This window comes from Burkholderia sp. NLJ2 (assembly GCF_049487195.1).
GTDB classification, from domain to species: domain Bacteria; phylum Pseudomonadota; class Gammaproteobacteria; order Burkholderiales; family Burkholderiaceae; genus Burkholderia; species Burkholderia pyrrocinia.
On record NZ_CP137810.1, the window covers coordinates 2,625,123 to 2,645,361 of the forward strand.

Annotated in this window: 15 protein-coding genes and 1 pseudogene; 5 read left to right on the plus strand and 11 right to left on the minus strand. The window is 61.8% G+C overall.

Annotated elements, in window-relative coordinates; all coding sequences use genetic code 11:
- Positions 1–10: 10 nt before the first annotated feature.
- From R9B84_RS34275 to aspA, 5 genes and pseudogenes are all read right to left on the minus strand, one after another.
- Positions 11–1,591 (minus strand): annotated as a pseudogene (locus R9B84_RS34275) (dihydrolipoyllysine-residue acetyltransferase).
- A gap of 12 nt (positions 1,592–1,603) precedes the next feature.
- The gene (gene aceE / locus R9B84_RS34280; RefSeq protein WP_423761831.1) at positions 1,604–4,276 is read right to left on the minus strand and encodes a pyruvate dehydrogenase (acetyl-transferring), homodimeric type; all 2,673 of its coding nucleotides are present in this window, start codon (positions 4,274–4,276) and stop codon (positions 1,604–1,606) included.
- 72 nt (positions 4,277–4,348) lie between these two features.
- Positions 4,349–5,749 (minus strand): class II fumarate hydratase, encoded by a 1,401-nt coding sequence (fumC, locus tag R9B84_RS34285; protein WP_423761832.1) that lies wholly within the window; start codon positions 5,747–5,749, stop codon positions 4,349–4,351.
- Positions 5,750–5,799: 50 nt separating this feature from the next.
- The gene (locus tag R9B84_RS34290) at positions 5,800–6,924 is read right to left on the minus strand and encodes a type II asparaginase (RefSeq protein ID WP_423761833.1); all 1,125 of its coding nucleotides are present in this window, start codon (positions 6,922–6,924) and stop codon (positions 5,800–5,802) included.
- A 371-nt stretch (positions 6,925–7,295) separates the two neighbouring features.
- Entirely contained in the window at positions 7,296–8,717 is a 1,422-nt protein-coding gene (gene aspA, locus R9B84_RS34295) for an aspartate ammonia-lyase (protein WP_423761834.1), read from the minus strand.
- Between the two features lie 198 nt (positions 8,718–8,915).
- On the opposite strand from aspA, the gene R9B84_RS34300 reads away from it, so the two are divergent.
- The 5 genes from R9B84_RS34300 (at position 8,916) to R9B84_RS34320 (ending at position 14,477) form a co-directional block, all read left to right on the plus strand.
- Positions 8,916–9,848: a LysR family transcriptional regulator gene (locus R9B84_RS34300; protein ID WP_423761835.1), complete on the plus strand. Its 933-nt coding sequence runs from the start codon at positions 8,916–8,918 to the stop codon at positions 9,846–9,848.
- Between the two features lie 323 nt (positions 9,849–10,171).
- On the plus strand, positions 10,172–11,824 hold the full coding sequence (locus tag R9B84_RS34305; RefSeq protein ID WP_423761836.1) for a hypothetical protein: 1,653 nt from the start codon (positions 10,172–10,174) through the stop codon (positions 11,822–11,824).
- 426 nt (positions 11,825–12,250) lie between these two features.
- Positions 12,251–13,144 carry an EamA family transporter gene (locus tag R9B84_RS34310; protein WP_423761837.1) on the plus strand — a complete coding sequence of 298 codons (894 nt, stop codon included), beginning with the start codon at positions 12,251–12,253 and terminating at the stop codon, positions 13,142–13,144.
- A gap of 359 nt (positions 13,145–13,503) precedes the next feature.
- Positions 13,504–14,121 carry a LysE family translocator gene (locus R9B84_RS34315; protein ID WP_423761838.1) on the plus strand — a complete coding sequence of 206 codons (618 nt, stop codon included), beginning with the start codon at positions 13,504–13,506 and terminating at the stop codon, positions 14,119–14,121.
- A 107-nt stretch (positions 14,122–14,228) separates the two neighbouring features.
- On the plus strand, positions 14,229–14,477 hold the full coding sequence (locus R9B84_RS34320) for a hypothetical protein (protein WP_423763539.1): 249 nt from the start codon (positions 14,229–14,231) through the stop codon (positions 14,475–14,477).
- Positions 14,478–14,534: 57 nt separating this feature from the next.
- On the opposite strand, the gene R9B84_RS34325 is transcribed toward R9B84_RS34320, so the two are convergent.
- From R9B84_RS34325 to R9B84_RS34350, 6 genes are all read right to left on the minus strand, one after another.
- Positions 14,535–15,893 (minus strand): MFS transporter, encoded by a 1,359-nt coding sequence (locus R9B84_RS34325; protein ID WP_423761839.1) that lies wholly within the window; start codon positions 15,891–15,893, stop codon positions 14,535–14,537.
- Between the two features lie 199 nt (positions 15,894–16,092).
- On the minus strand, positions 16,093–16,479 hold the full coding sequence (pcaC, locus tag R9B84_RS34330; protein WP_096475453.1) for a 4-carboxymuconolactone decarboxylase: 387 nt from the start codon (positions 16,477–16,479) through the stop codon (positions 16,093–16,095).
- A gap of 10 nt (positions 16,480–16,489) precedes the next feature.
- Positions 16,490–17,275: a 3-oxoadipate enol-lactonase gene (gene pcaD, locus R9B84_RS34335; protein WP_423761840.1), complete on the minus strand. Its 786-nt coding sequence runs from the start codon at positions 17,273–17,275 to the stop codon at positions 16,490–16,492.
- Positions 17,275–18,648 (minus strand): 3-carboxy-cis,cis-muconate cycloisomerase, encoded by a 1,374-nt coding sequence (locus R9B84_RS34340; protein WP_423761841.1) that lies wholly within the window; start codon positions 18,646–18,648, stop codon positions 17,275–17,277. Before R9B84_RS34340 ends, pcaD begins: the two co-directional genes overlap by 1 nt.
- Positions 18,649–18,736: 88 nt before the next feature.
- Positions 18,737–19,393, minus strand: coding sequence for a CoA transferase subunit B (locus R9B84_RS34345; protein WP_047903702.1), 657 nt, complete (start codon positions 19,391–19,393; stop codon positions 18,737–18,739).
- Positions 19,394–19,406: 13 nt separating this feature from the next.
- A complete protein-coding gene (locus R9B84_RS34350; protein ID WP_047902047.1) occupies positions 19,407–20,123 on the minus strand; it encodes a 3-oxoacid CoA-transferase subunit A in 717 nt (238 codons plus the stop codon).
- Between the last annotated feature and the right edge of the window lie 116 nt (positions 20,124–20,239).

The window sequence follows — 20,239 nt, forward strand, 5'->3', positions numbered from 1 at the left end:
CAACCTCGAATCAGAACATGGTTCGCCGCAGGTCGGCGAGCACGCTGGCAAAAAGAACCGTGAAGCGCGCGGCGGCCGCGCCGTCAATCACCCGGTGATCCCACGACAGCGACAACGGCAGGATCAGCTTGGACTCGTATTGTTTTCCATCCGCCGACACCTGCTTCCAGAACGATTTGCAAACGCCCATGATTGCGACCTCAGGCGCGTTGATGATGGGTGTGAAGTACGTTCCTCCGATGCCACCCAGCGACGAAATCGTGAAAGTGCCACCTTGCATCTGGTCTGGCTTCAGCTTTCCGTCCCGTGCCAACTTTGCCAGTTCGCTCATCTCCTTACCGATTTCCGGGATGCTCTTCCTGTCGACGTCTCGAATCACCGGCACCATCAGGCCGTTTGGCGTATCGGCGGCAAATCCGATATGCCAGTAGTCCTTCAGAATCAGTGCATCTCCATCCAGACTTGCATTGAATTCCGGGAATTTCTTCAGCGCTGCGACGGCGGCCTTCATCATGAACGGCAACAGGCTCAGCTTGACGCCAGACTTCTCGAGTTCCCGGTTCATCGACACGCGGAACTGTTCCAGATCCGTGATATCCGCTTCGTCCTGGGTAGTGACATGCGGAATGACCACCCAGTTTCGATGCAGGTTCGCGGCGGAGATCTTCTTGATGCGCGAAAGGTCCTTACGGGAAACTGGGCCGAATTTCGCGAAGTCGACGTTCGGCCAAGGCAACAGGTCGAGACCGCTGCCTCGACTGCCGGTGGTATCGCCTGAGGACGTTGCCGGCTGCGCTGCGGCCGTCGCTGCTCCGCCCTTCGCGAACGCCTCGATATCCGCGCTGACGATGCGACCGTGATTGCCACTGCCGCGGACTTTGCCGAGATCCACGCCGAGCTCCCGCGCAAGCTTGCGCGCGGCTGGCCCGGCATACGCGAGCGCAAACGCCTGCTCGTCGATGGTGCCGCTAGCCGAGGGTTTCGGTGGCGCGGAGGCCGCGACAACTGCCTCCTGGGCTGGCGCGCCGGCAGGCGCAGCGGCGACGCCATTGCCGGTGCTGAGCGTCAGGATTACCGTCCCCTCGCTCACCTTGTCACCAAGCTAAACCTTCACCTCGCTGACGACACCCGAAAGCGGAGCGGGCACGTCCATCGTCGCCTTGTCGGATTCCACCGTAATCAGCGGATCTTCCGCCTTCACCGTATCACCCGGCCGTACATGAATCTCGATCACCGGCACGTCGGTGAAGTCGCCTATATCCGGCACGCGCACGTCGGCCGCGCCAGCCGGCGCAGTCGCCGGCGCCGGTGGCGGCGCTACGCTCGGCTTGGCCGACGCTGGCGCCACGCCGTTCGCACCGGCCAACAAAATGATGCTGCCCTCACTGACGCGGTCACCGAGTTGCACCTTTAGTGTGTGCACGATTCCTTCGAACGGCGCGGGCACCTCCATCGTCGCTTTATCCGACTCAAGCGTAATCAACGGATCCTCGGCCTTGACGGCGTCGCCCGCCTTGACATGGATATCGATGATCGGTACGTCCTTGAAGTCGCCAATATCGGGCACCCTGATTTCAATCGCTTCGCTCATTTTGTTGTCTCCTCATACCGTCCAGGGTGCCGCAGCCTCGGTGTCGATGCCGTACTTCGCAATGGCTTCCGCTACAACCGATGCCTTGATCACACCTTCTTCCGCCAGTGCGTTGAGCGCCGCGATCGCGATGTGCCAGCGATCGACCTCAAAGAATCGACGTAGCTTGCGGCGGTAGTCGCTGCGTCCAAAACCATCGGTGCCGAGTACGGTGTAGCGACGTCCGGCTGCCTGGACCGACGAACGGATCTGGTCCGCATAGTTGCGCATGTAGTCTGTCGCGGCGACGACAGGGCCGTCATGCCCGCTCAGGCACTGCTCGACATGGCTCGCGCGGGGCTCCGCAGCGGGATGCAGTCTGTTCCAGCGCTCGACATCCATGCCGTCGCGGCGCAACTCGTTGAAGCTCGTCGCACTCCAGACGTCCGCAGCAATCTTGAAATCGGTGTGTAGCAAATCCGCAGCAGCCATCACCTCGCGCAGAATGGTGCCGCTCCCCATCAACTGCACCTTGTGACCCTTCCGCTCGGCCTTGCCACCGTCACGCAGCAGATACAGGCCCTTGAGAATCCCCTCTTCGCTGCCTTCCGGCATCGCCGGGTGCGCGTAGTTCTCATTCATCAGCGTCACGTAATAGAAGACGTCTTCCTGCGCCTCGACCATGCGCCGCATCCCTTCGCGGACGATCGTGACGACCTCGTACGCAAAGGTGGGGTCGTACGATACGCAATTGGGAATCGTGCCGGCAATCAGGTGGCTGTGTCCGTCCTCGTGCTGTAGACCCTCGCCATTCAGCGTCGTGCGTCCTGCCGTCCCGCCGAGCAGGAAGCCGCGAGCACGGATGTCGCCCGCGAGCCATGCGAGATCACCGACCCGCTGCAAGCCAAACATCGAGTAGTAGATGTAGAACGGGATCATCGGCACATCATTCGTGCTATACGATGTCGAGGCAACGATCCAGCTCGACATCGCACCGCCTTCGTTGATCCCTTCCTGCAGCACCTGGCCGTCGGACGATTCCCGGTAGTACATCAGCTGATCGGCGTCCTGCGGCTTGTAAAGCTGCCCCGTCGATGACCAGATTCCGAGTTGCCTGAACATCCCCTCCATGCCGAACGTACGCGATTCGTCCGGGACGATAGGCACGACGTGCTTTCCGATCGTCTTGTCACGCACCAACGTACCGAGCATCTGAACGAAAGCCATCGTCGTCGAGATCTCGCGCTCGCCGGTGTCTTTCAGTAGCCGCTCGAACGTCTCAAGCGGCGGGATTGGGAGTGACGATGATTTGCGACGCCGCTGCGGCAGGTAACCGCCGAGTGCGGCGCGTCGCTCTTGGAGGTAACGCATCTCGGGACTGTCATCAGCGGGACGAATGAACGGGACGTCGGCCAGCTGTTCGTCCGTCAACGGGATACGGAAGCGATCACGAAAGCCGCGCAATGCGTCCTGCGTCATTTTCTTCGCTTGGTGGGCGATCATCTGGCCCTCGCCAGATTCGCCCATCCCGTAGCCTTTCACGGTTTTCGCAAGGATCAGGGTCGGCTGGCCGGTGCACTTCACCGCCTCCGCATAGGCCGCATACACCTTCGCCGGATCGTGGCCACCGCGCGAGAGTGCCCAGATCTCATCGTCGGTCATGTCCGCAACCAGCGCACGCGTCTCTTCGTAGCGGCCGAAGAAATGCTCTCGCACATAGGCGCCGCTTTTGCTCTTGAAATCCTGGTACTCGCCGTCGACGCACTCTTCCATCAGCTCGAGCAGCTTGCCGCTGCTGTCCTTCGCGAGCAATCGGTCCCACCCGCCGCCCCACAGCACCTTGATCACCTTCCAGCCGGCACCGCGGAAAACGCTCTCGAGTTCCTGAACGATCTTGCCGTTACCGCGCACGGGCCCATCGAGCCGCTGCAGATTGCAGTTGATAACGAACACGAGGTTGTCGAGCTTCTCCCGGCCCGCGAGCGATATCGCGCCCAGCGACTCCGGTTCGTCCATCTCGCCGTCACCCATGAACGCCCAAACCTTTCGCGGCGCGGTGTCGGCAAGACCTCTTCCCTGGAGGTACTTCAAGAAGCGCGCCTGATAGATGGCCATCAGCGGCCCGAGTCCCATCGATACCGTCGGGAATTGCCAGAAATCCGGCATGAGCCACGGGTGCGGATAGGACGGCAGGCCAATGCCGCCGGTCTCCTGCCGATAGTTGAGCAGTTGCTCTTCGCTGAGCCGTCCCTCGACGTACGCGCGCGCATAGATGCCCGGCGAACTGTGCCCCTGGATGTAGACGAGATCGCCGCCATGTCCGTTGCCCGGCGCATGCCAGAAATGTCCGAAGCCAATGTCATAAAGCGTTTCGGCTGACTGGAAGCTCGCGATATGACCGCCGAGCTCGGACGAATCCTTGTTCGCGCGCAGGATGATCGCCAACGCGTTCCAACGGATGATCGAGCGCAGGCGCTCCTCGATACCGAGGTCCCCGGGATTGGGCGTCTCTTGCTGCGGGGCAATCGTATTGCAGTACGGGGTTGTCAGAGACTGCGGTACGTAAATGCCCTCGCGCCTCGCCTGCTCCACCAGACTGGTGACGAGATAGTTGGTGCGTTCGCTTCCACGATGCGCACTAACGGCACGCAGCGCATCCAGCCAATCCGAAGTTTCTGCGGGATCGTTATCACCCTTTGTTGTCATTTTGCAGTCCTTTGTTTATGAATGGATCACATTCCGTCCAGGAACGCGCACTATCAGGGGTCGGCTGTCCGACTACTCTTCGCGGCCAACCATCCGATCAGGTCTAACCCAGTCGGAAAACTGTTCGTCGGAAACCAGCCCGAGACTCGACGCTGCCTCACGCAGTGTCACGCCTCGCGAATGGGCTGTCTTCGCGACACGCGCCGCATTCTCATAGCCGATGTGCGGATTCAACGCGGTGACGAGCATCAGTGAATTCTCGAGGTTGCGCTGAATCACAGGCAGGTTCGGCTCGATACCGACTGCACAATGACGGTTGAACGAGTCACACGCATCGCCAAGCAGTTGCACCGAATTGATCAGGTTGAAGATAATCACCGGCTTGAACACATTGAGCTGAAAGTGGCCGCTCATACCGGCAACGTTGATCGCAACATCGTTTCCAATGACTTGCGCGCAAACCATCGACAACGCTTCCGCCTGAGTCGGATTCACTTTTCCGGGCATGATCGACGAACCAGGTTCGTTTTCGGGGATAAGAATCTCCCCGATGCCGCAGCGCGGGCCGGACGCGAGCAGCCGGATATCGTTGGCGATTTTCATCAGACTCACCGCCAGCGTCTTCAACGCGCCGGACGTCTCGACCATCGCATCGTGTGCGGCCAGCGCCTCGAACTTGTTCTCGGCACTGCGGAACGGATGCCCGGTCAGGTTCGCGATGTGCGCCGCAACCCGATCGGCAAAACCCCGCGGCGTATTCAAGCCGGTCCCCACGGCTGTTCCACCCAACGCAAGTTCCGAGAGGTGTTCAAGCGTATGCCGAACGGCACGCAGGCCGTGATCCAATTGCGAGCAGAACCCCGAAAGTTCCTGCCCCAAGGTGATCGGCGTGGCATCCATCAGATGCGTGCGTCCTATCTTCACCACATGCATCGTCTCTTCGGATTTCCGCGCCAGTGTGTCGCACAATGTCCCGACGCGCGGCAGCAGGTGCTCGACGATGAGCGTGTACGCGGCAATATGCATCGCCGTAGGAAACGAATCGTTCGACGACTGGGAACGGTTCACGTCGTCGTTCGGGTGCAGCAGCTTCTTTTCGTCCGTCAGGTTGCCGCCACGCAGTACATGCGCCCGGTTTGCGATCACCTCATTGACGTTCATGTTCGTCTGCGTACCCGAACCGGTCTGCCACACCACCAGCGGAAACTGGTCATATAGCTGACCGGCAAGAATTTCGTCGCATACGGACGCGATGAGCGAGCATGCGTCGTCGGAAAGCACTCCGGCCTCGCGGTTAGTCAGGGCCGCAGCTTTCTTGACGATAGCGAAGGCGCGAATCAGCTCTCGCGGCATCAACTGACCGCCGATCGTGAAGTTCTGGCGGGAACGCTCAGTCTGAGCACCCCAGTAGACTTCGGCCGGAACCGCGATCTTCCCCATCGTGTCATGCTCGATGCGATACGGCATACCCATCTCCTTCGCGTAACGCGTTGTCGGTTAATGCCTGCTGCGTGCGCCGTCCATCAATACGTCTGGAACATTTTCTGAATCTCTCGCGTATCGCTGGTGCGCGTCAGCGCGAGCATCAACAGAATCCGGGCCTTCTGCGGATTCAACGTATCGCTGACGACGAAGTCCAGCTGATCGTCGTTCGCCTCGCCATTGCGCGCGACGATGCCGTTTCCGACACGGGAGCCACGAACGATCACGACGTTCTGCTTGCGTGCATCGACGAGCGCCGGCTTCACGTCCTGATGCAGACTGCCGTCGCCGACGCCGGCGTAGACAATGCCCTTGTCACCCGACGCAACGAATGCATCGACAGCAGTCCGACCGACGTTTTCGTAGCCGTACGCAATGTCGACCTTCGGCAGCGCGTCGAGCTTGGACACGTCAAATGGGGTATCGACCGTGTGCAGCCGGATCGGAACCCGATAGAAGTGCGGTCGGCTGTCCTGCATATAACCGAGTGCACCGAGGTCAGACGAACGGAAAGTATCGACTGTCGACGTATTTGCTTTCGTCACTTCGCGAGCGGCATAAAACTGGTCGTTCATTGCGACAAGCACGCCCTTGCCAGCCGCCGCCTTGCTGCCGGCGAGGATCACTGCGTTGTACAAGTTGATCGGGCCATCCGCCGAAATCGCGGTCGACGGTCTCATGGCCCCCACCAATACGACCGGCTTGTTGCTCTTGACGACGAGATCGAGGAAGTAGGCGGTCTCCTCGAGCGTGTCGGTGCCGTGGGTAATCACGATGCCATCGACATCACGACGAGCCAGCAGTTCGTTCACCCGTTTTGCAAGCTTTAGCCAGAGCGTATTCGTCATGTTTTCGCTGGCCACCTGGAACACCTGCTCGCCGGTCACGTTGGCGACAGTCCTGAGTGCCGGGACGGCATCAATGAGTTGCTCGACACCAACTTTTGCGGCCGTGTAGCCAACGGTCGTCGTGCTCGTCGCCCCGGTTCCCGCGATGGTTCCACCAGTCGCAAGTATCAACACGTGCGGCAAGTCCGCTCCGGAACGCACGGTGCCCGCACCGTCACTTTGCGCCTGTGCGCCAGTCGCCAGCACCGCGCAGCCGGTCAGCAGCAGAATCGCGACCAAACGGCGTCGAACACTATTCAAACGATGAGCAAGTTGCATAGTTATCCTCTATATATTGCAAAGGTTAGCTCCCGAGACGACGGCAGCATCCCGCCGTCTGGGGAAGGCCGTCCATCACCGTTGACGGACGGCGTCGATCCTGTCTTGCATGAGGGTCGCTTAAGGAGAACGCGGCGGTGCGTTTCTGCCCGGCTGCATCAATCGGTAACAGGAGTTCGCTCCGCGCCTCGGAAGGCGGTCGCTACAATCGCCTTCGCTTCCGCCGAACCCGCCACCGCAGCATCGCGAGCATAGCCAGTGAAGATAGCCGTCAACATGGCGATCGAGGTCTCACAGTGACTCTGTTGTTACGCGTGGCAGGTTCTCGGCGTGACTACGGTTTGGCCCCGTCGACTTCACCGTTACGGCCGTTATGTTCGTGCATCGGGAAGCGGCGCGGGCCGCGTCAGGACCTCCGGCCTCAGGATTTCATCCAGTTGCGCCTGACTCAGCAATCCGCGCTGCAGCACGATCGCCGCGACACTGCCCCCGGTTGCGTGCGCCTCCTGCGCGACCGCAGTCGCATTGGAATAGCCGATATACGGGTTCAGCGCAGTCACGATGCCGATTGAGTTCTCGACCGTCTCGCGCAGCCGCTCTTTGTTTGCGGTAATTCCCTTCACGCAACGATCTGCAAGCGTATAGCACGCGCGTCGGAGATGCGTGACGCTCTTGAACAGGCTGTGCGCGATGATCGGTTCGAACGCGTTGAGCTGGAGTTGCCCCGCCTCGGCCGCAAAGGTGACCGTGAGATCGTTTCCAATGATCTCAAACGCAACCTGATTGACGACCTCTGGAATCACGGGGTTGACTTTGCCCGGCATGATGCTCGACCCCGCTTGCATCGGCGGCAGGTTAATCTCGCCCAAGCCCGCGCGTGGCCCGCTCGACAGCAGCCGCAAATCGTTGCAGATCTTCGAGAGCTTCACTGCGACACGCTTGAGCACGCCGGACAGCTGGACGAACGACCCGCAGTCCTGCGTTGCCTCGATAAGGTTCGGCGCCGCGACGAGATCGATGCCAGTGAGACGCCCGAGATGGCGCACAACGAGGGGTGCATAGTCCGGGTGGGCGGTAATGCCCGTTCCAATCGCGGTCGCGCCCATGTTGATCTCGCGAATCAGTAACGCCGCTTCGCGCAGACGCTCCTGGTCCTCTGCCAACATCACCGCATAGGTGCTGAATTCCTGACCGAGCGTCATGGGCACGGCATCCTGAAGCTGAGTGCGCCCCATTTTTAGCACGTCAACGAACTCATCCGCTTTTGCAGCGAATGCCTCGCGCAACACTTCCATCGCCTCGATCAGACCGTAAATGCCAAAATAGGTCGCAATCCGCAATGCCGACGGATACACGTCGTTCGTGCTCTGCCCGATGTTGACGTGATCGTTCGGATGCAGATGCTGGTATTCGCCTTTCTGATGTCCGAGTAGCTCGAGTGCACGGTTTGCGATCACCTCGTTGGCATTCATGTTTGTCGACGTGCCTGCACCACCTTGGATCACGTCGACCACGAATTGATCGTGCAACGCACCCGTACGCAACTCTTCACATACGTCGACAATCACGCTGCAGCGCTGCTGATCGAGGAGCCCGAGTTCGTGGTTCGAAATCGCCGCCGCCTGCTTGATGAAGGCGAGCGCGTTGATGAGATCTGGATAGATCGAGATTGGCGTGCCGGTGATCGGAAAGTTCTCAACGGCGCGCAGTGTGTGCACCCCGTAATACGCGTCCGCCGGGACATGGTAGTCGCCCAGCAAATCGTGCTCGATTCGCATTGATTGGTCCGCCATCTTCGTTCTCCTCCGTGTCGTGGTCAACCGATTAAACGAAGGGTAGGCAGCCATTTTTCGGATGCGTGAGCCTCATGCGCAATCGGAATAAGGCGCGTCGAAAATAGCAACGGTTACGGCCGAATTCTTCGGGTATTTCCGATTGTGCACCAATGGTACGTAGGATAATTTTGCGTATCCCACAACGAGGCCATCATCATGGAAGCAAAATGGCTGGAAGATTTCTTGAGCCTCGCGGATACGCGTAGTTTCTCTCTCGCCGCACGCACTCGTCATCTCACGCAGTCGGCGTTCAGCCGACGAATCAGCGCTCTCGAAAGCTGGCTGGGTGCAAAGCTCATCGACCGAAGCGTCAGTCCTGTCCGACTGACATCGACCGGATGGATGTTCCGCAGCCTTGCCGCAGATATTCTTCGCAGCATTTATGCGGCAAGAACGCTCGCAAATGGACACGAACCGCTGGCCAACGATGCCGCAGTCGTTCGGTTCGCGGTTGCCCATACGCTCGTGTTCACATTCATTCCAAACTGTCTGAAGCAACTGAGCCTCGAGTTGGGGCAGCTCAAGGCGAAGGTGCTCGCCGTCAATGTGCCGGAGGGGATCCAGGAACTGGTGGACGGCGGCTGCGACCTGTTGATCGCCTACCATCATCCGCAGTTGCCGATCCTGCTCGACCCGAACCATTTCCCATTCCTGACACTGAGCGTCGAACGAATCCTGCCGGTCTCGGCGCCGGACGAACACGGGAAGCCGATTTACATGCTCCCCGGCCGCACGAACGAGCCGCTCCCATTCATGGCCTATTCGTCAGGAGCATTCCTGGGCAATGTCGTCGAGATGCTGCTGATGGATGCGACTGAGCCTTATTCGCTTCGTCGAACGTTCGAGACCCACATGTCGGAGGCACTGAAGGCGATGGTCGTGGCTGGGAATGGAGTCGGCTGGCTTCCCGAAAGCTGCATTTCCCGCGAGCTTGCCGACGGTTCGATCGTCCAAGCCGGATCTGGCACCTGGATCACCGAACTCGAGGTTCGCTTGTACCGATGTTTGGATAAAAGCAGCGCGGCCACCGATAAATTGTGGAACCACATCAGCCTGCAGCGTCACCGTAACTTGGGGCAAGCCGCGTAGTCGTTAGCCCCATAAGAATTGGGTGATGTCCCAGTCGATAGATCTCGACTCAAGCCCAGATATAGTCCCGTTCTGGAAGAGGGACTGCGGTGGCCTTCCACCGCTTTCCGGAAGGATTCACTAGCATTGGTAACGAAGGCATTCGAGTGTTCTCTTTGAAAATCGCCAAGAGACAGCAGTCAAGCACATACTTACCTTCAGAAGAAAATTGCAATTGAATGTTTGCCGGTAGTAGTAGAGGCACGCGTCGCCGTTATCTTCACCGGATCCGGTTTTCGAAGTAGCCCAATTTACAGCAGACCACAATAAAAATGGGGATCATCATGCAGACCGATTGGCGAGCGTTCGGGGTTGGGGCTTTATTGCTGTTGTCGGGGTGTACGACCGCGCTGGTAAGCAATCCCACTGGTTCGGGTCCAGTCAGCGGACTAGTGTATCGATTACCGAAAAAGCAGTTTGACGTTACTACGACATACGAACTGCTGAAGTGCTCATCTGTAAACGGCCAGGTCCAATTGGATACCAAGGTCACCACAACCGTTTCAGAAGCACTGGTCGGCGACGAAACCCAGACGTACGTCCTCGATTACGCGCAGCTGGCAGCACTCACCAAGACTAGCAAACTTGACGTCAACCTTTCCGACAGCGGCGTGCTGACGTCCGTCAACTCGGCCATGACTGATCAGACCGGGCCCATCATCGCCAACGTCGCGAAGACCGCTTTCACTGTGGCTGAAGCGGTTGCGTTTCCACAGATCGCTGTAGCCCGAGAACTGCCGCTTTCGGCTTCTGGTTCACCCAACAGCCTCTTCACGCTGCGGTTGCTGAAGAACATCCATGTGCTCAATGACGCAGAACGCAATAAGGAAAAGGTTACGCAGAACCTTTGTGACACGTTCAACGAAGCCAGAAAAAGCTATGACGACGCGTTGATCGGGGTACGAAAAGCTAACGATGATGCAAAGAAGCTCAAGGCCGCCCAAGACGCCTTCGATGAGCTGGACGCTCTGCAGAAAGTACGCAAGGACGAGCAGGAGTTCTACAAGCAGTACGGCACCGCCGCACAATACAATGCAGCGACTGCAGAATTGAATACTGCAGCCAAGGCCACAGCCGCTGCCCAGCGCAAAGTAAAGGCCTACACCGGAACATCCGTAGACGAGGCAAGCAAGAAGGCGGCGGACGCAAAAACCAAGGTGGCCATCGAGCAGGTGTATTCCTTCACCCCCACAGCGGCGCAGCCTTCAGGAATCGCAACGCTGCAGTTCTCGAAAATCAACGGTTTGTTCGAGCCAGCCGTGAAGCCCTGTGTCAAGAGTGATCAACTCGATTGCGTAAATTTGCCCAAGGTATTGGTGGAAGTGAAACCGATCGCTGGCGGGATTGCCAAGGCTGGGGCCTTCGAAGGCAACGCGGGCGTCGTCTATCGACTCCCTGTAACGTCCCGTCTGAACGTCTATACAACCGACAACACCGAGCACCCGGTTGACACGCTCGTCGACCAGTTGACTCAGGTACCTCAGTACGGTCAGCTTGCATCACTCAACCTGAGAAACGGGCCGTTTGCCGATAATTTGCTCAAGATCACCTTCAACTCCAACGGCACACCGAACCAGATGTCGTTCTCTTCGCAGTCGCAGGCCGACTCTGCCGCCAAGGCCGCAAGCGACACTGCTCAGTCGTACCTCAGCTTCGCGAAGAGCCGCCAGCAAGACAAAGTCGATGCTGCCAAAACTCAAATCTCGCTAGACAAAGACCGCGCAGATGCTAACGCATCGATTGTTGCTGACAATCTCAAGACGCTGCACGACCTTCAGCAACTACACGCTCTGGCAAGTGGGCAAGCATCTGCGGCGGACACTAAACTCAACGCACTCAACAGTCAGCGCGACATGCTGGAGGTGCAACTCAAGATTTTGCAGTTGCAAAAGCAAATTAACGATGCGGCGTCGGGACTGGCCGCACTGTCGCAATAGATGGGCCGTGGTTATACGATTGGTGCTCCGGGCCGGCATAGTGGTGCCGGCTCTCTCGGGCATCACGATTGCATTGAATCCGTCGACACTTGCACTCCGACATAGCTGGCGGTTGGAGATCAAATATCGCGCTGGTGAACACCTCAGGCCAGCCGATCGTCAAGATGAGCAACGGCCAATCGGCTTCATGGCGGCAGTAACGATACGTTTCGGGCGTCGGGAGGACGAGCACGCGGAGGCGAGCATCGCGCTCGTGTAAATCGTCAGCGAAACCGCGCACCACATCAGTCGCTCAAAGGCCGGTTTTCTCCAGTTCTGTTCCGATGCGTATCAGTTCATGACGGATGTCGAGGCGCTATCACGTTCGAAACGGATTCTCGACCTACAGCCTTCCTGACGCCGTGTGCGAACCAATCGATCGAGCAGATGACATTAACCGGTGACGTAGTGCAAAACGACAGTACAAACTCTTTCTCCAATTCCAGAGTTCTCGCAGTAGCGCCGCCGGCACTTTGGCCTATCGCGTCGATTGTCTTCACCCAGATCGGCGTCGCGTTGTCCGTTCCGATGACCGCTCACTTGAGCGGTGGCGCAGTGGCTGGCCTGCGGCTCACCTGGGCAGCGCTGATCCTGCTGCTGATCGCGCGTCCATCAGCCGCGTCGCTTTCGGGTGCGTACCTGAAACGCGTACTATCACTCGGTATCGCGACGGGCGGGATGGCGATCTGCTATTTTGAGGCCGTCGCTCGATTGCCCATTGCGATTGTGACGACGATCGAGTTTTGTGGTCCGCTTGGCGTCGCGTTGGTCACGTCGCGCAGTATCAAGGATCTCATTTGCGCTTTCGTCGCGATCGCGGGGATTGCCTGCTTCGCATCCGGCAACTCGCATGCACATGACATAGCGGGCTTCGCTCTCGCATTTGCGGCAGCCGGCTGCTGGTCCGTCTATATTTTGCTGACACGCAGCGTCGCAACACGGACGAACGGCATCGAAGGACTGTCGCTGTCACTCAGCGTTGCGTCGCTGGTATCGCTATGTATTAGCATCGCGCCGCAGTGGAACCACGTGACGTTTGTGGACCTCGTGCAAACCGCCGGCATCGCGCTGCTGTTTCCGCTGATTCCCTATGCGATTGAAATGTCCACGCTCCGCCGGCTCAACGCGCGAACCTTCGGGATTCTGATGAGTCTTGAGCCGGCCATATCGGGCGTCATCGCATGGCTGGTGCTGGAGCAAAGGTTGTCGTTACTGCAACTCGCCGGCGTGGTTCTGGTTTCGACTGCCAGCATCGGTACATGCGTCGAGCGCAAGTCGTAGTCATCAGAGCGCGACCATTCCAATGCAACCGCGCGGGCGCATGTCTTCTTCCATCGCCGGATGACGACACTGGCATGTGGCGCACCTGCCGACCTACGGCTACTGGCGTATCCGGGCGCTGCTGCGTCGTCCAGCAGGCCGTACGGGAACATGCCGTTCGGCTGTTGTATCTCGATGAGGCCGGCTTCTGTGGATCGCCGCCGGTTCAGTACTGTTGGTCATCAAGACCGGGAACCAGCAAACCGCCCCATGCCCTCCTCCCGTACCGGCAATCGTCAAACCAACTGTACCGGTACTGTACCGCCAACCGTCGCTAAACTGATCTCCATCCCAGTCTCGAACCGAATGGAGAATCCGCGATGGAATTCCTCACCCTGAGCGCGCTGCCCGCCGGCATGCTGTTCGCGCTCGTCACGTCGATCACGCCCGGCCCCAATAACACGATGCTGCTCGCATCCGGCGTGAATTTCGGATTCCGCCGCACGATGCCGCACCTGTTCGGCATCAGCATCGGCGTCGCGATCCTGATGCTCAGCGTCGGCTTCGGCCTCGGCGAAGCGTTCAAGCGCCTGCCGCTGCTGTACACGATCCTCGAAGCCGCAAGCGTCGCGTACCTGCTGTACCTCGCATGGCGCATCGGCACGTCGGGCGAAGTGAAGGCGCACGGCGCCAAGCCGCGGCCGATGACGTTCATCGAAGCCGCCGCGTTCCAGTGGGTCAACCCGAAAGCCTGGATGATGGTGCTGACCGCCGCGACGACGGTGCGCCTGTCCGCCGACTACGGGATGAACGCCGCGTGGATGGCCGTCGTGTTCATCCTGATCGGCTTCCCGTGCATCTGCCTGTGGGCCGCGTTCGGCCTCGGCCTGCGCCGCTTCCTGTCGAACCGCCGCGCATTGCGCATCTTCAACGTGACGATGGCCGTGCTGCTGATTCTGTCGCTGTATCCGCTGATCGCGCACCTGCTGCCGCAGTGAGCGCTCACAGCGCGCCCGTTGAGATTCATGTGATGCAGGCGTACCCTTTCGGTACGGGCGCGCGCAGCCGCTTCGCGGTCGCGCCGCTGCTGCCGGGAGACAAGCCAATGAAGCCAATCCTGAGGACGGGCGAGCACATCGAGGGGATGCACTGGATCGCCGAGTATCACCCGCTCACGCACGACATCCGCGTGCTGCGCGACAACATCGAAGTCGGCACTTACTGCGCGCCGCCCACGCTGTTCGGCGACGAGGAAGAGATGGGTGCGGCGAACCTCGCCGATCATCGCGGCCGGGAGGCCGCGCTGCTCGCGTATCTGCGCAACTTCGTCAAGGAACACGACGCGGAGGAATAGCGGCACGAAGGGTGCCGCTTACGGTGGGCCGGCGCATCGCACCGGCCCACGCTTCGCTCAATGCCCGAGCGACTCGATCTTGCCCGCCGGCTGCGCGACGCCGTGCGGCCGGGCCATCTGCTTGATCAGCAACGCGACGCACGCGAGCACGCCCGCGACGGCGATCGTCGCGAACACGCCCGCGAACGTGAAGTGCCGGCGCGTCAGTTCGGCGACGAGGAACGACCCCGCGATCCCGCCGAAGCGGCCGACGCCGAGCATCCACGCGACACCCGTGCCGCGCCCCTCGGTCGGATAGAACGCGGCGGCAAGCGCCGGCATCGACGATTGCGCGGTGTTCATCAGCACGCCGGCCACGAACACGACCAGCACGAGCAGCCCGACGTTGCCGGCCGCCTGCCCGATCGCATACACGCTCACCGCCGTCAGCGCATAGCACACGGCGATCACGCGGTTCGCGTTGAAGCGGTCCATCAGCACGCCGCACAGCACGGCGCCCACGCCGCCGAGCGGGAACAGCGCCGAGATCAGCGTCGCGCTCTTCGGCGTCAGGCCGGCATCCTTCAGCAGGATCGGCATCCAGTTGATCGACGCGTAGAAGATCACGAGGCCCATGAAGTACGCGATCCACAGCATCACGGAGCCGACGATGTACGAACGCGACAGCACGACGCCGAGGCCCTTGCTGCCCGTCTGCGGCGCGGATTCGGTCATCGCGAACGCGCCGGCATTCAGCGCGTCGCGCGAGATGCGTGCGAGCGTTGCGCGGATCTTGTCGACCGCCTGGCCGCTCGCGACCATGAAGCGCACCGATTCCGGCATCTTCAGCAGCAACAGCACGCCGAGCAGCAGCGGCGTCACGCCGCCGAGCATCAGCACGCTGCGCCAGCCGAAATGCGGAATCATCCACGCGGCCAGGAAACCGCCGAATGCGGCACCGAGCGGGAAGCCGCAAAACATCAGGTTGATCACGGTCGCGCGGCGCTTGTCCGGACAGAATTCGCCCATCATCGTGACCGCGTTCGGCATCGCCGCGCCGAGCCCGACGCCGGTGATGAAACGCAGGATCGTCAGGTGTCCGATGGTCGTCGAGAACGCGGACACGAAACACGCGACGCCGAACAGGAATACCGAGCCGAGCAGCAGCGAGCGGCGCCCGAGCCGGTCGGACAGCGGGCCGGACACGAGTGCGCCGCACGCGAGGCCGAACAGCGCGGCGCTCAGCACGGGCGCGAGATCGGGCTTGGTCAGGTTCCATTCGCCGAGCAGCGACGGCGCGATGAAGCCGATCGCGGCCGTATCGAAACCGTCGAGCAGCACGATCACGAAACACATGAGGAACACGAGCCACTGAAAGCCGCCGAACGGCTGCTCGTTGATGAAGGTCTGGACATCGACCACGGGTGCGCGATTCATCGCGAGTCTCCTTGATATATATGAGCAATACGGCATGGTTGCCGTGCCCTTCCTTTGTTCGCCCACCGGCCATCCGGTGTGCCGCGCGCCGATGCTCTGCCGGCGCGTTCATCGATCCCGTCGTCGACGGCCCGCTTGCGACAGCGGGCCACGCGATCGGTTGCGGCCGCCCTCAGCCGGCCGCACCTGACTGGCCGTCTTACGCGGCCTCGTCCTGTTCCTTGAAGATCTTGTCCGCGAGATGGAACGCGGAATTCGCAGCCGGCACGCCGCAATAGATCGCGGTCTGCAGCAGCACTTCCTTGATCTCGTCGCGCGTCACGCCGTTGTTGCGCGCGGCGCGCAGATGCAGCGCCAGTTCCTCGCCGCGGTTCAGCGCCACCATCATCGCGATGGTCAGCAGGCTGCGCGTATGGCGCGGCAGGCCGTCGCGCGTCCAGATCTCGCCCCATGCATAGCGCGTGATCAGGTTCTGGAATTCGTCGGTCACCTCGGTGCGGTTCTCGAGCGAACGGTCAACGTGCGCGTCGCCGAGCACCGCGCGACGCACCTTCATCCCTGCTTCATAACGTTCCTGGTCGTCCATCGCAGTGGCCTCACGCGGTCAGGAAATCGAGCAGCGCGCGGTTGAAGCCGCCGGTGCACTCGATGTTCGAAATATGCGCGGCGTCGAATTCGACGTGAAGCGCACCGGGAATCGCGGCAGCCAGTGCGCGGCCCTGGTCGGGCGGCGTCGACATGTCCTTCGCGCCGGTCACGACGAGCACCGGCAGCGCGATGCCTTTCACCTCTTCGCGCAGGTCGGCCGCGTTCAGCGCGTCGCAGTTCGCCGCGTAGCCGTCCTTGTCGGTATGCACGAAGGTGTCGCGGATCGCATCGAACAGGCGCGGCTCGCGTTCGACGAACGCATCGGTGAACCAGCGCGGCAGCACGGCGTCGGCGAGCGCGGCCATCCCTTCGGCGCGCGCCTTCTGCGCACGCGGCGCCCACACTTCCGGCGAGCCGATCTTCGCGGCGGTGTTCGACAGCACCGCGCGAACGATGCGCGACGGGTAGCGCGCGGCCAGCGCGGCGCCCGTCAGCCCGCCCATCGAGATCCCGCAGAAATGTGCGCGCGCGATGCCGACGTGGTCGAGCAGGCCGATCACGTCGCCGGCAAGCTGCTCGATCGTGTACGAACCGGCCGGCGCGTCGGAATGGCCGTGGCCGCGCGTGTCGTAGCGCAGGATGTTGAAGTGCTGCGTGAGCGGACGGATCTGCGGCGCCCACATCTGCAGGTCGGCGCCGAGCGAGTTCGAGAAGACGAGCCATGGCGCGTCGTCGCGCGCGGCACGGTCGATCCGGTAATGCAGTTTCACGCCGTTGACAGTGGCGAAAGGCATCAATGTTCTCCTGGTTGGGTCGCGCCCGCATGCAGCGCGAGCACGGCGTCGACGTAGGCCTGCGCCTCGCCGACGTAATGTGCGGGATCGAGCAGCCGCGCGAGCGCGTCGCGCGACAGGTGGGCCGACACGGTCGCATCGGCGGCGAGCACGTCGAACAGCGGCGCGCCGGTGCGCACGGCTTCCTTCGACGCATGCTCGACGACGTGGTGCGCATCGAGCCGGCCGATCCGGTCGCCGAGCGCGAGCATCACGGCTTCGCCGAGGATCAGCCCGTGCGTCAGGTCGAGGTTCGCGGCAAGGCGTTCGGTGTTGACGTCGAGGCCCGCGACGATCTGCGCGATCTGCGCGAGCGCGCCGCCCGTCAGCCGCGCGAGGTCGGGCAACGCATCCCATTCGGCCTGCCAGCCGCCAAGTGCGCGCTCGTGCTCCTGGACCATCCCCGCGAACACGGTCGCGACGAGGTTCGGCGCGCGGACGGCGGCAGTCAGCACGGCCGCGCAGCCGACCGGGTTGCGCTTGTGCGGCATCGTCGACGAGCCGCCCTTGCCGGCGGCGGCCGGTTCGCCGAGCTCGCCGACTTCGGTCTGCATCTGCAGCGACACGTCGCGCGCGATCTTGCCGAGCGTACCCGTCAGCATCCCGAAGCAAGACGCGGCTTCCGCGATGCGGTCGCGCTGCGTATGCCACGGCACGGCCGGCACGGCAAGCTTCAGGTCGGCCGCGAGCGCGGCCGTGACGCCACGCGCGTGCTCGCGCAGGCTCGCGAGCGTGCCTGCGGCGCCGCCGAACTGCAGCACCAGCACGCGCTCGCGCAATTCAGCGAAGCGCGCGCGATGGCGCAGCAGTGCATCGAGCCATTGGGCGAATTTCAGACCGAGCGTGATCGGCAGCGCCTGCTGCAGCCAGGTGCGGCCGATCATCGGCGTCGCGCGATGCGTGCGTGCGAGCGCCGCGAGCGATGCGCACGCTTCGTCGAGCATCGGCTCGAGCACGTCGAGCGTGTCGCGCAGCTGAAGGACGGTCGCGGTATCGATGATGTCCTGGCTCGTCGCGCCCCAGTGCACGAACTTCGCGGCCTCGGGGTCGTCGGCCTTCACTTGCGCGGTGAGCTGCTTGACGAGCGGAATCGCGAGATTGCCGCCGAGCGCCGCGCCGTGCGCGAGTGCATCGGCATCGAGCCGGCTTGCGTCGCATGCGCGTTCGATCGGCGCGACCGCGGCGGCGGGAATCACCTGCTGCGCGGCAAGCGCGCGCGCGAGCGCGGCCTCGACGTCGAGCATCCGCTGGATCGTCGCGTGCGGCGACCAGATCCGGTTGAGCGGCTCGGTGCCGCAGATGAGGGAGGTCAGGCGGGCGCTGTCTTCGAGCATGGCATCAGATTGGGGAAACGGCGTGCGCCTATTGTCCACCCAAGCGTGCCGGCGTGCGCTCGACCGCGCGCGCCGGCACGCCTGCGGTTCAGGCGGCGGCCTTTTGCGTCGCGTCGATCAGCGGCACGCCGGTCAGCTTCTGCAGCTCGTCGAACGACAGGTCGGTGAAGATCTCGCTCACCGCGAGGCCATCGGCCGTCACGTCGAGCACGGCGAGATCCGTATAGATGCGGCTCACGCATTGCACGCCGGTGACCGGATACGAGCACTGCGCGACGATCTTGCTTTCGCCCTGCTTCGTCAGGTGCTCCATCATCACGAACACCTGCTTCGCGCCGATCGCGAGGTCCATCGCGCCGCCGACGGCCGGAATCGCATCGGGCGCGCCCGTATGCCAGTTCGCGAGATCGCCGTTCGCGGACACCTGGAACGCGCCGAGCACGCAGTAGTCGAGGTGGCCGCCGCGCATCATCGCGAACGAATCCGCATGGTGGAAATACGCGCCGCCGGTGAGCAGCGTCACGTGCTGCTTGCCGGCGTTGATCAGTTCGTCGTCTTCTGCGCCGGGCGCGGGCGCGGGGCCCATGCCGAGCAGGCCGTTCTCGCTGTGCAGGAAGATTTCCTTGCTCGGGTCGAGGTGGTTCGCCACCAGCGTCGGCACGCCGATGCCGAGGTTCACGTACGCGCCTTCGGGGATGTCCTGGGCGACGCGCTTGGCCATTTCATCGCGGGTCAGTCGTTTCATCTGGATATCTCCCTTAAGCGGCTTGCGATGCAGCGTGTTCGGCGGCCAGCTCGGCCGCATGAGCGGCCTGCGGTACCTCGACGATGCGCTGAACGAAAATGCCCGGCGTCACGATGTGTTCCGGGTTCAGCGCGCCGAGCGGCACGACTTCCGACACCTGCACGATCGCGACCTTCGCGGCGCTGGCCATGATCGGCCCGAAGTTGCGCGCGGTCTTGCGATACACGAGGTTGCCCCAGCGATCGCCCTTGTACGCCTTCACGAACGCGAAATCGGCGTGAATCGGCGTTTCGAACACATACTGCTTGCCGTCGATCACGCGCGTTTCCTTGCCTTCCGCGAGCTTGGTGCCAAAACCCGTCGGCGTGAAGAAACCGCCGATGCCGGCGCCCGCCGCGCGGATGCGCTCCGCGAGGTTGCCCTGCGGCACGAGTTCCAGCTCGATCTCGCCCGCGCGGTACAGCCCGTCGAACACCTGCGAGTCGCTCTGGCGCGGGAACGAGCAGATGATCTTGCGCACCTGTTTCGCCTTGAGCAGCGCCGCCAGGCCCGTCTCGCCGTTGCCCGCATTGTTGTTGACGATCGTCAGGTCGCGCGCGCCCTGTTCGATCAACGCGTCGATCAGCTCGGACGGCATGCCGGCCGTGCCAAAGCCGCCGATCATGATTGTCGCGCCATCGTGGACGTCGGCAACCGCCGACTGAAGCGATTCGAAAATCTTGTTGACCATGTCTCTTCCTGATACGAACCCGCGGCACGATGCGCGGCCTGTCGAGGGGACACGCGTGTGCCGCGTGCCGCGCCGGGGCCGATCTCGATCCCGGTATTTGTTCGCTATTCGAACGT

Coding starts and splice junctions, on each gene's coding strand:
- R9B84_RS34340 (WP_423761841.1), bottom strand. CDS start 18,648: ATGCTCGAAGACAGCGCCCGCCTGACCTCCCTCATCTGCGGCACCGAG.
- R9B84_RS34305 (WP_423761836.1), top strand. CDS start 10,172: ATGCAGACCGATTGGCGAGCGTTCGGGGTTGGGGCTTTATTGCTGTTG.
- R9B84_RS34290 (WP_423761833.1), bottom strand. CDS start 6,924: ATGCAACTTGCTCATCGTTTGAATAGTGTTCGACGCCGTTTGGTCGCG.
- R9B84_RS34320 (WP_423763539.1), top strand. CDS start 14,229: ATGAAGCCAATCCTGAGGACGGGCGAGCACATCGAGGGGATGCACTGG.
- aspA (WP_423761834.1), bottom strand. CDS start 8,717: ATGGCGGACCAATCAATGCGAATCGAGCACGATTTGCTGGGCGACTAC.
- pcaC (WP_096475453.1), bottom strand. CDS start 16,479: ATGGACGACCAGGAACGTTATGAAGCAGGGATGAAGGTGCGTCGCGCG.
- R9B84_RS34300 (WP_423761835.1), top strand. CDS start 8,916: ATGGAAGCAAAATGGCTGGAAGATTTCTTGAGCCTCGCGGATACGCGT.
- R9B84_RS34315 (WP_423761838.1), top strand. CDS start 13,504: ATGGAATTCCTCACCCTGAGCGCGCTGCCCGCCGGCATGCTGTTCGCG.
- R9B84_RS34325 (WP_423761839.1), bottom strand. CDS start 15,893: ATGAATCGCGCACCCGTGGTCGATGTCCAGACCTTCATCAACGAGCAG.
- fumC (WP_423761832.1), bottom strand. CDS start 5,749: ATGGGTATGCCGTATCGCATCGAGCATGACACGATGGGGAAGATCGCG.
- R9B84_RS34345 (WP_047903702.1), bottom strand. CDS start 19,393: ATGAAACGACTGACCCGCGATGAAATGGCCAAGCGCGTCGCCCAGGAC.
- pcaD (WP_423761840.1), bottom strand. CDS start 17,275: ATGCCTTTCGCCACTGTCAACGGCGTGAAACTGCATTACCGGATCGAC.
- R9B84_RS34350 (WP_047902047.1), bottom strand. CDS start 20,123: ATGGTCAACAAGATTTTCGAATCGCTTCAGTCGGCGGTTGCCGACGTC.
- R9B84_RS34310 (WP_423761837.1), top strand. CDS start 12,251: ATGACATTAACCGGTGACGTAGTGCAAAACGACAGTACAAACTCTTTC.
- aceE (WP_423761831.1), bottom strand. CDS start 4,276: ATGACAACAAAGGGTGATAACGATCCCGCAGAAACTTCGGATTGGCTG.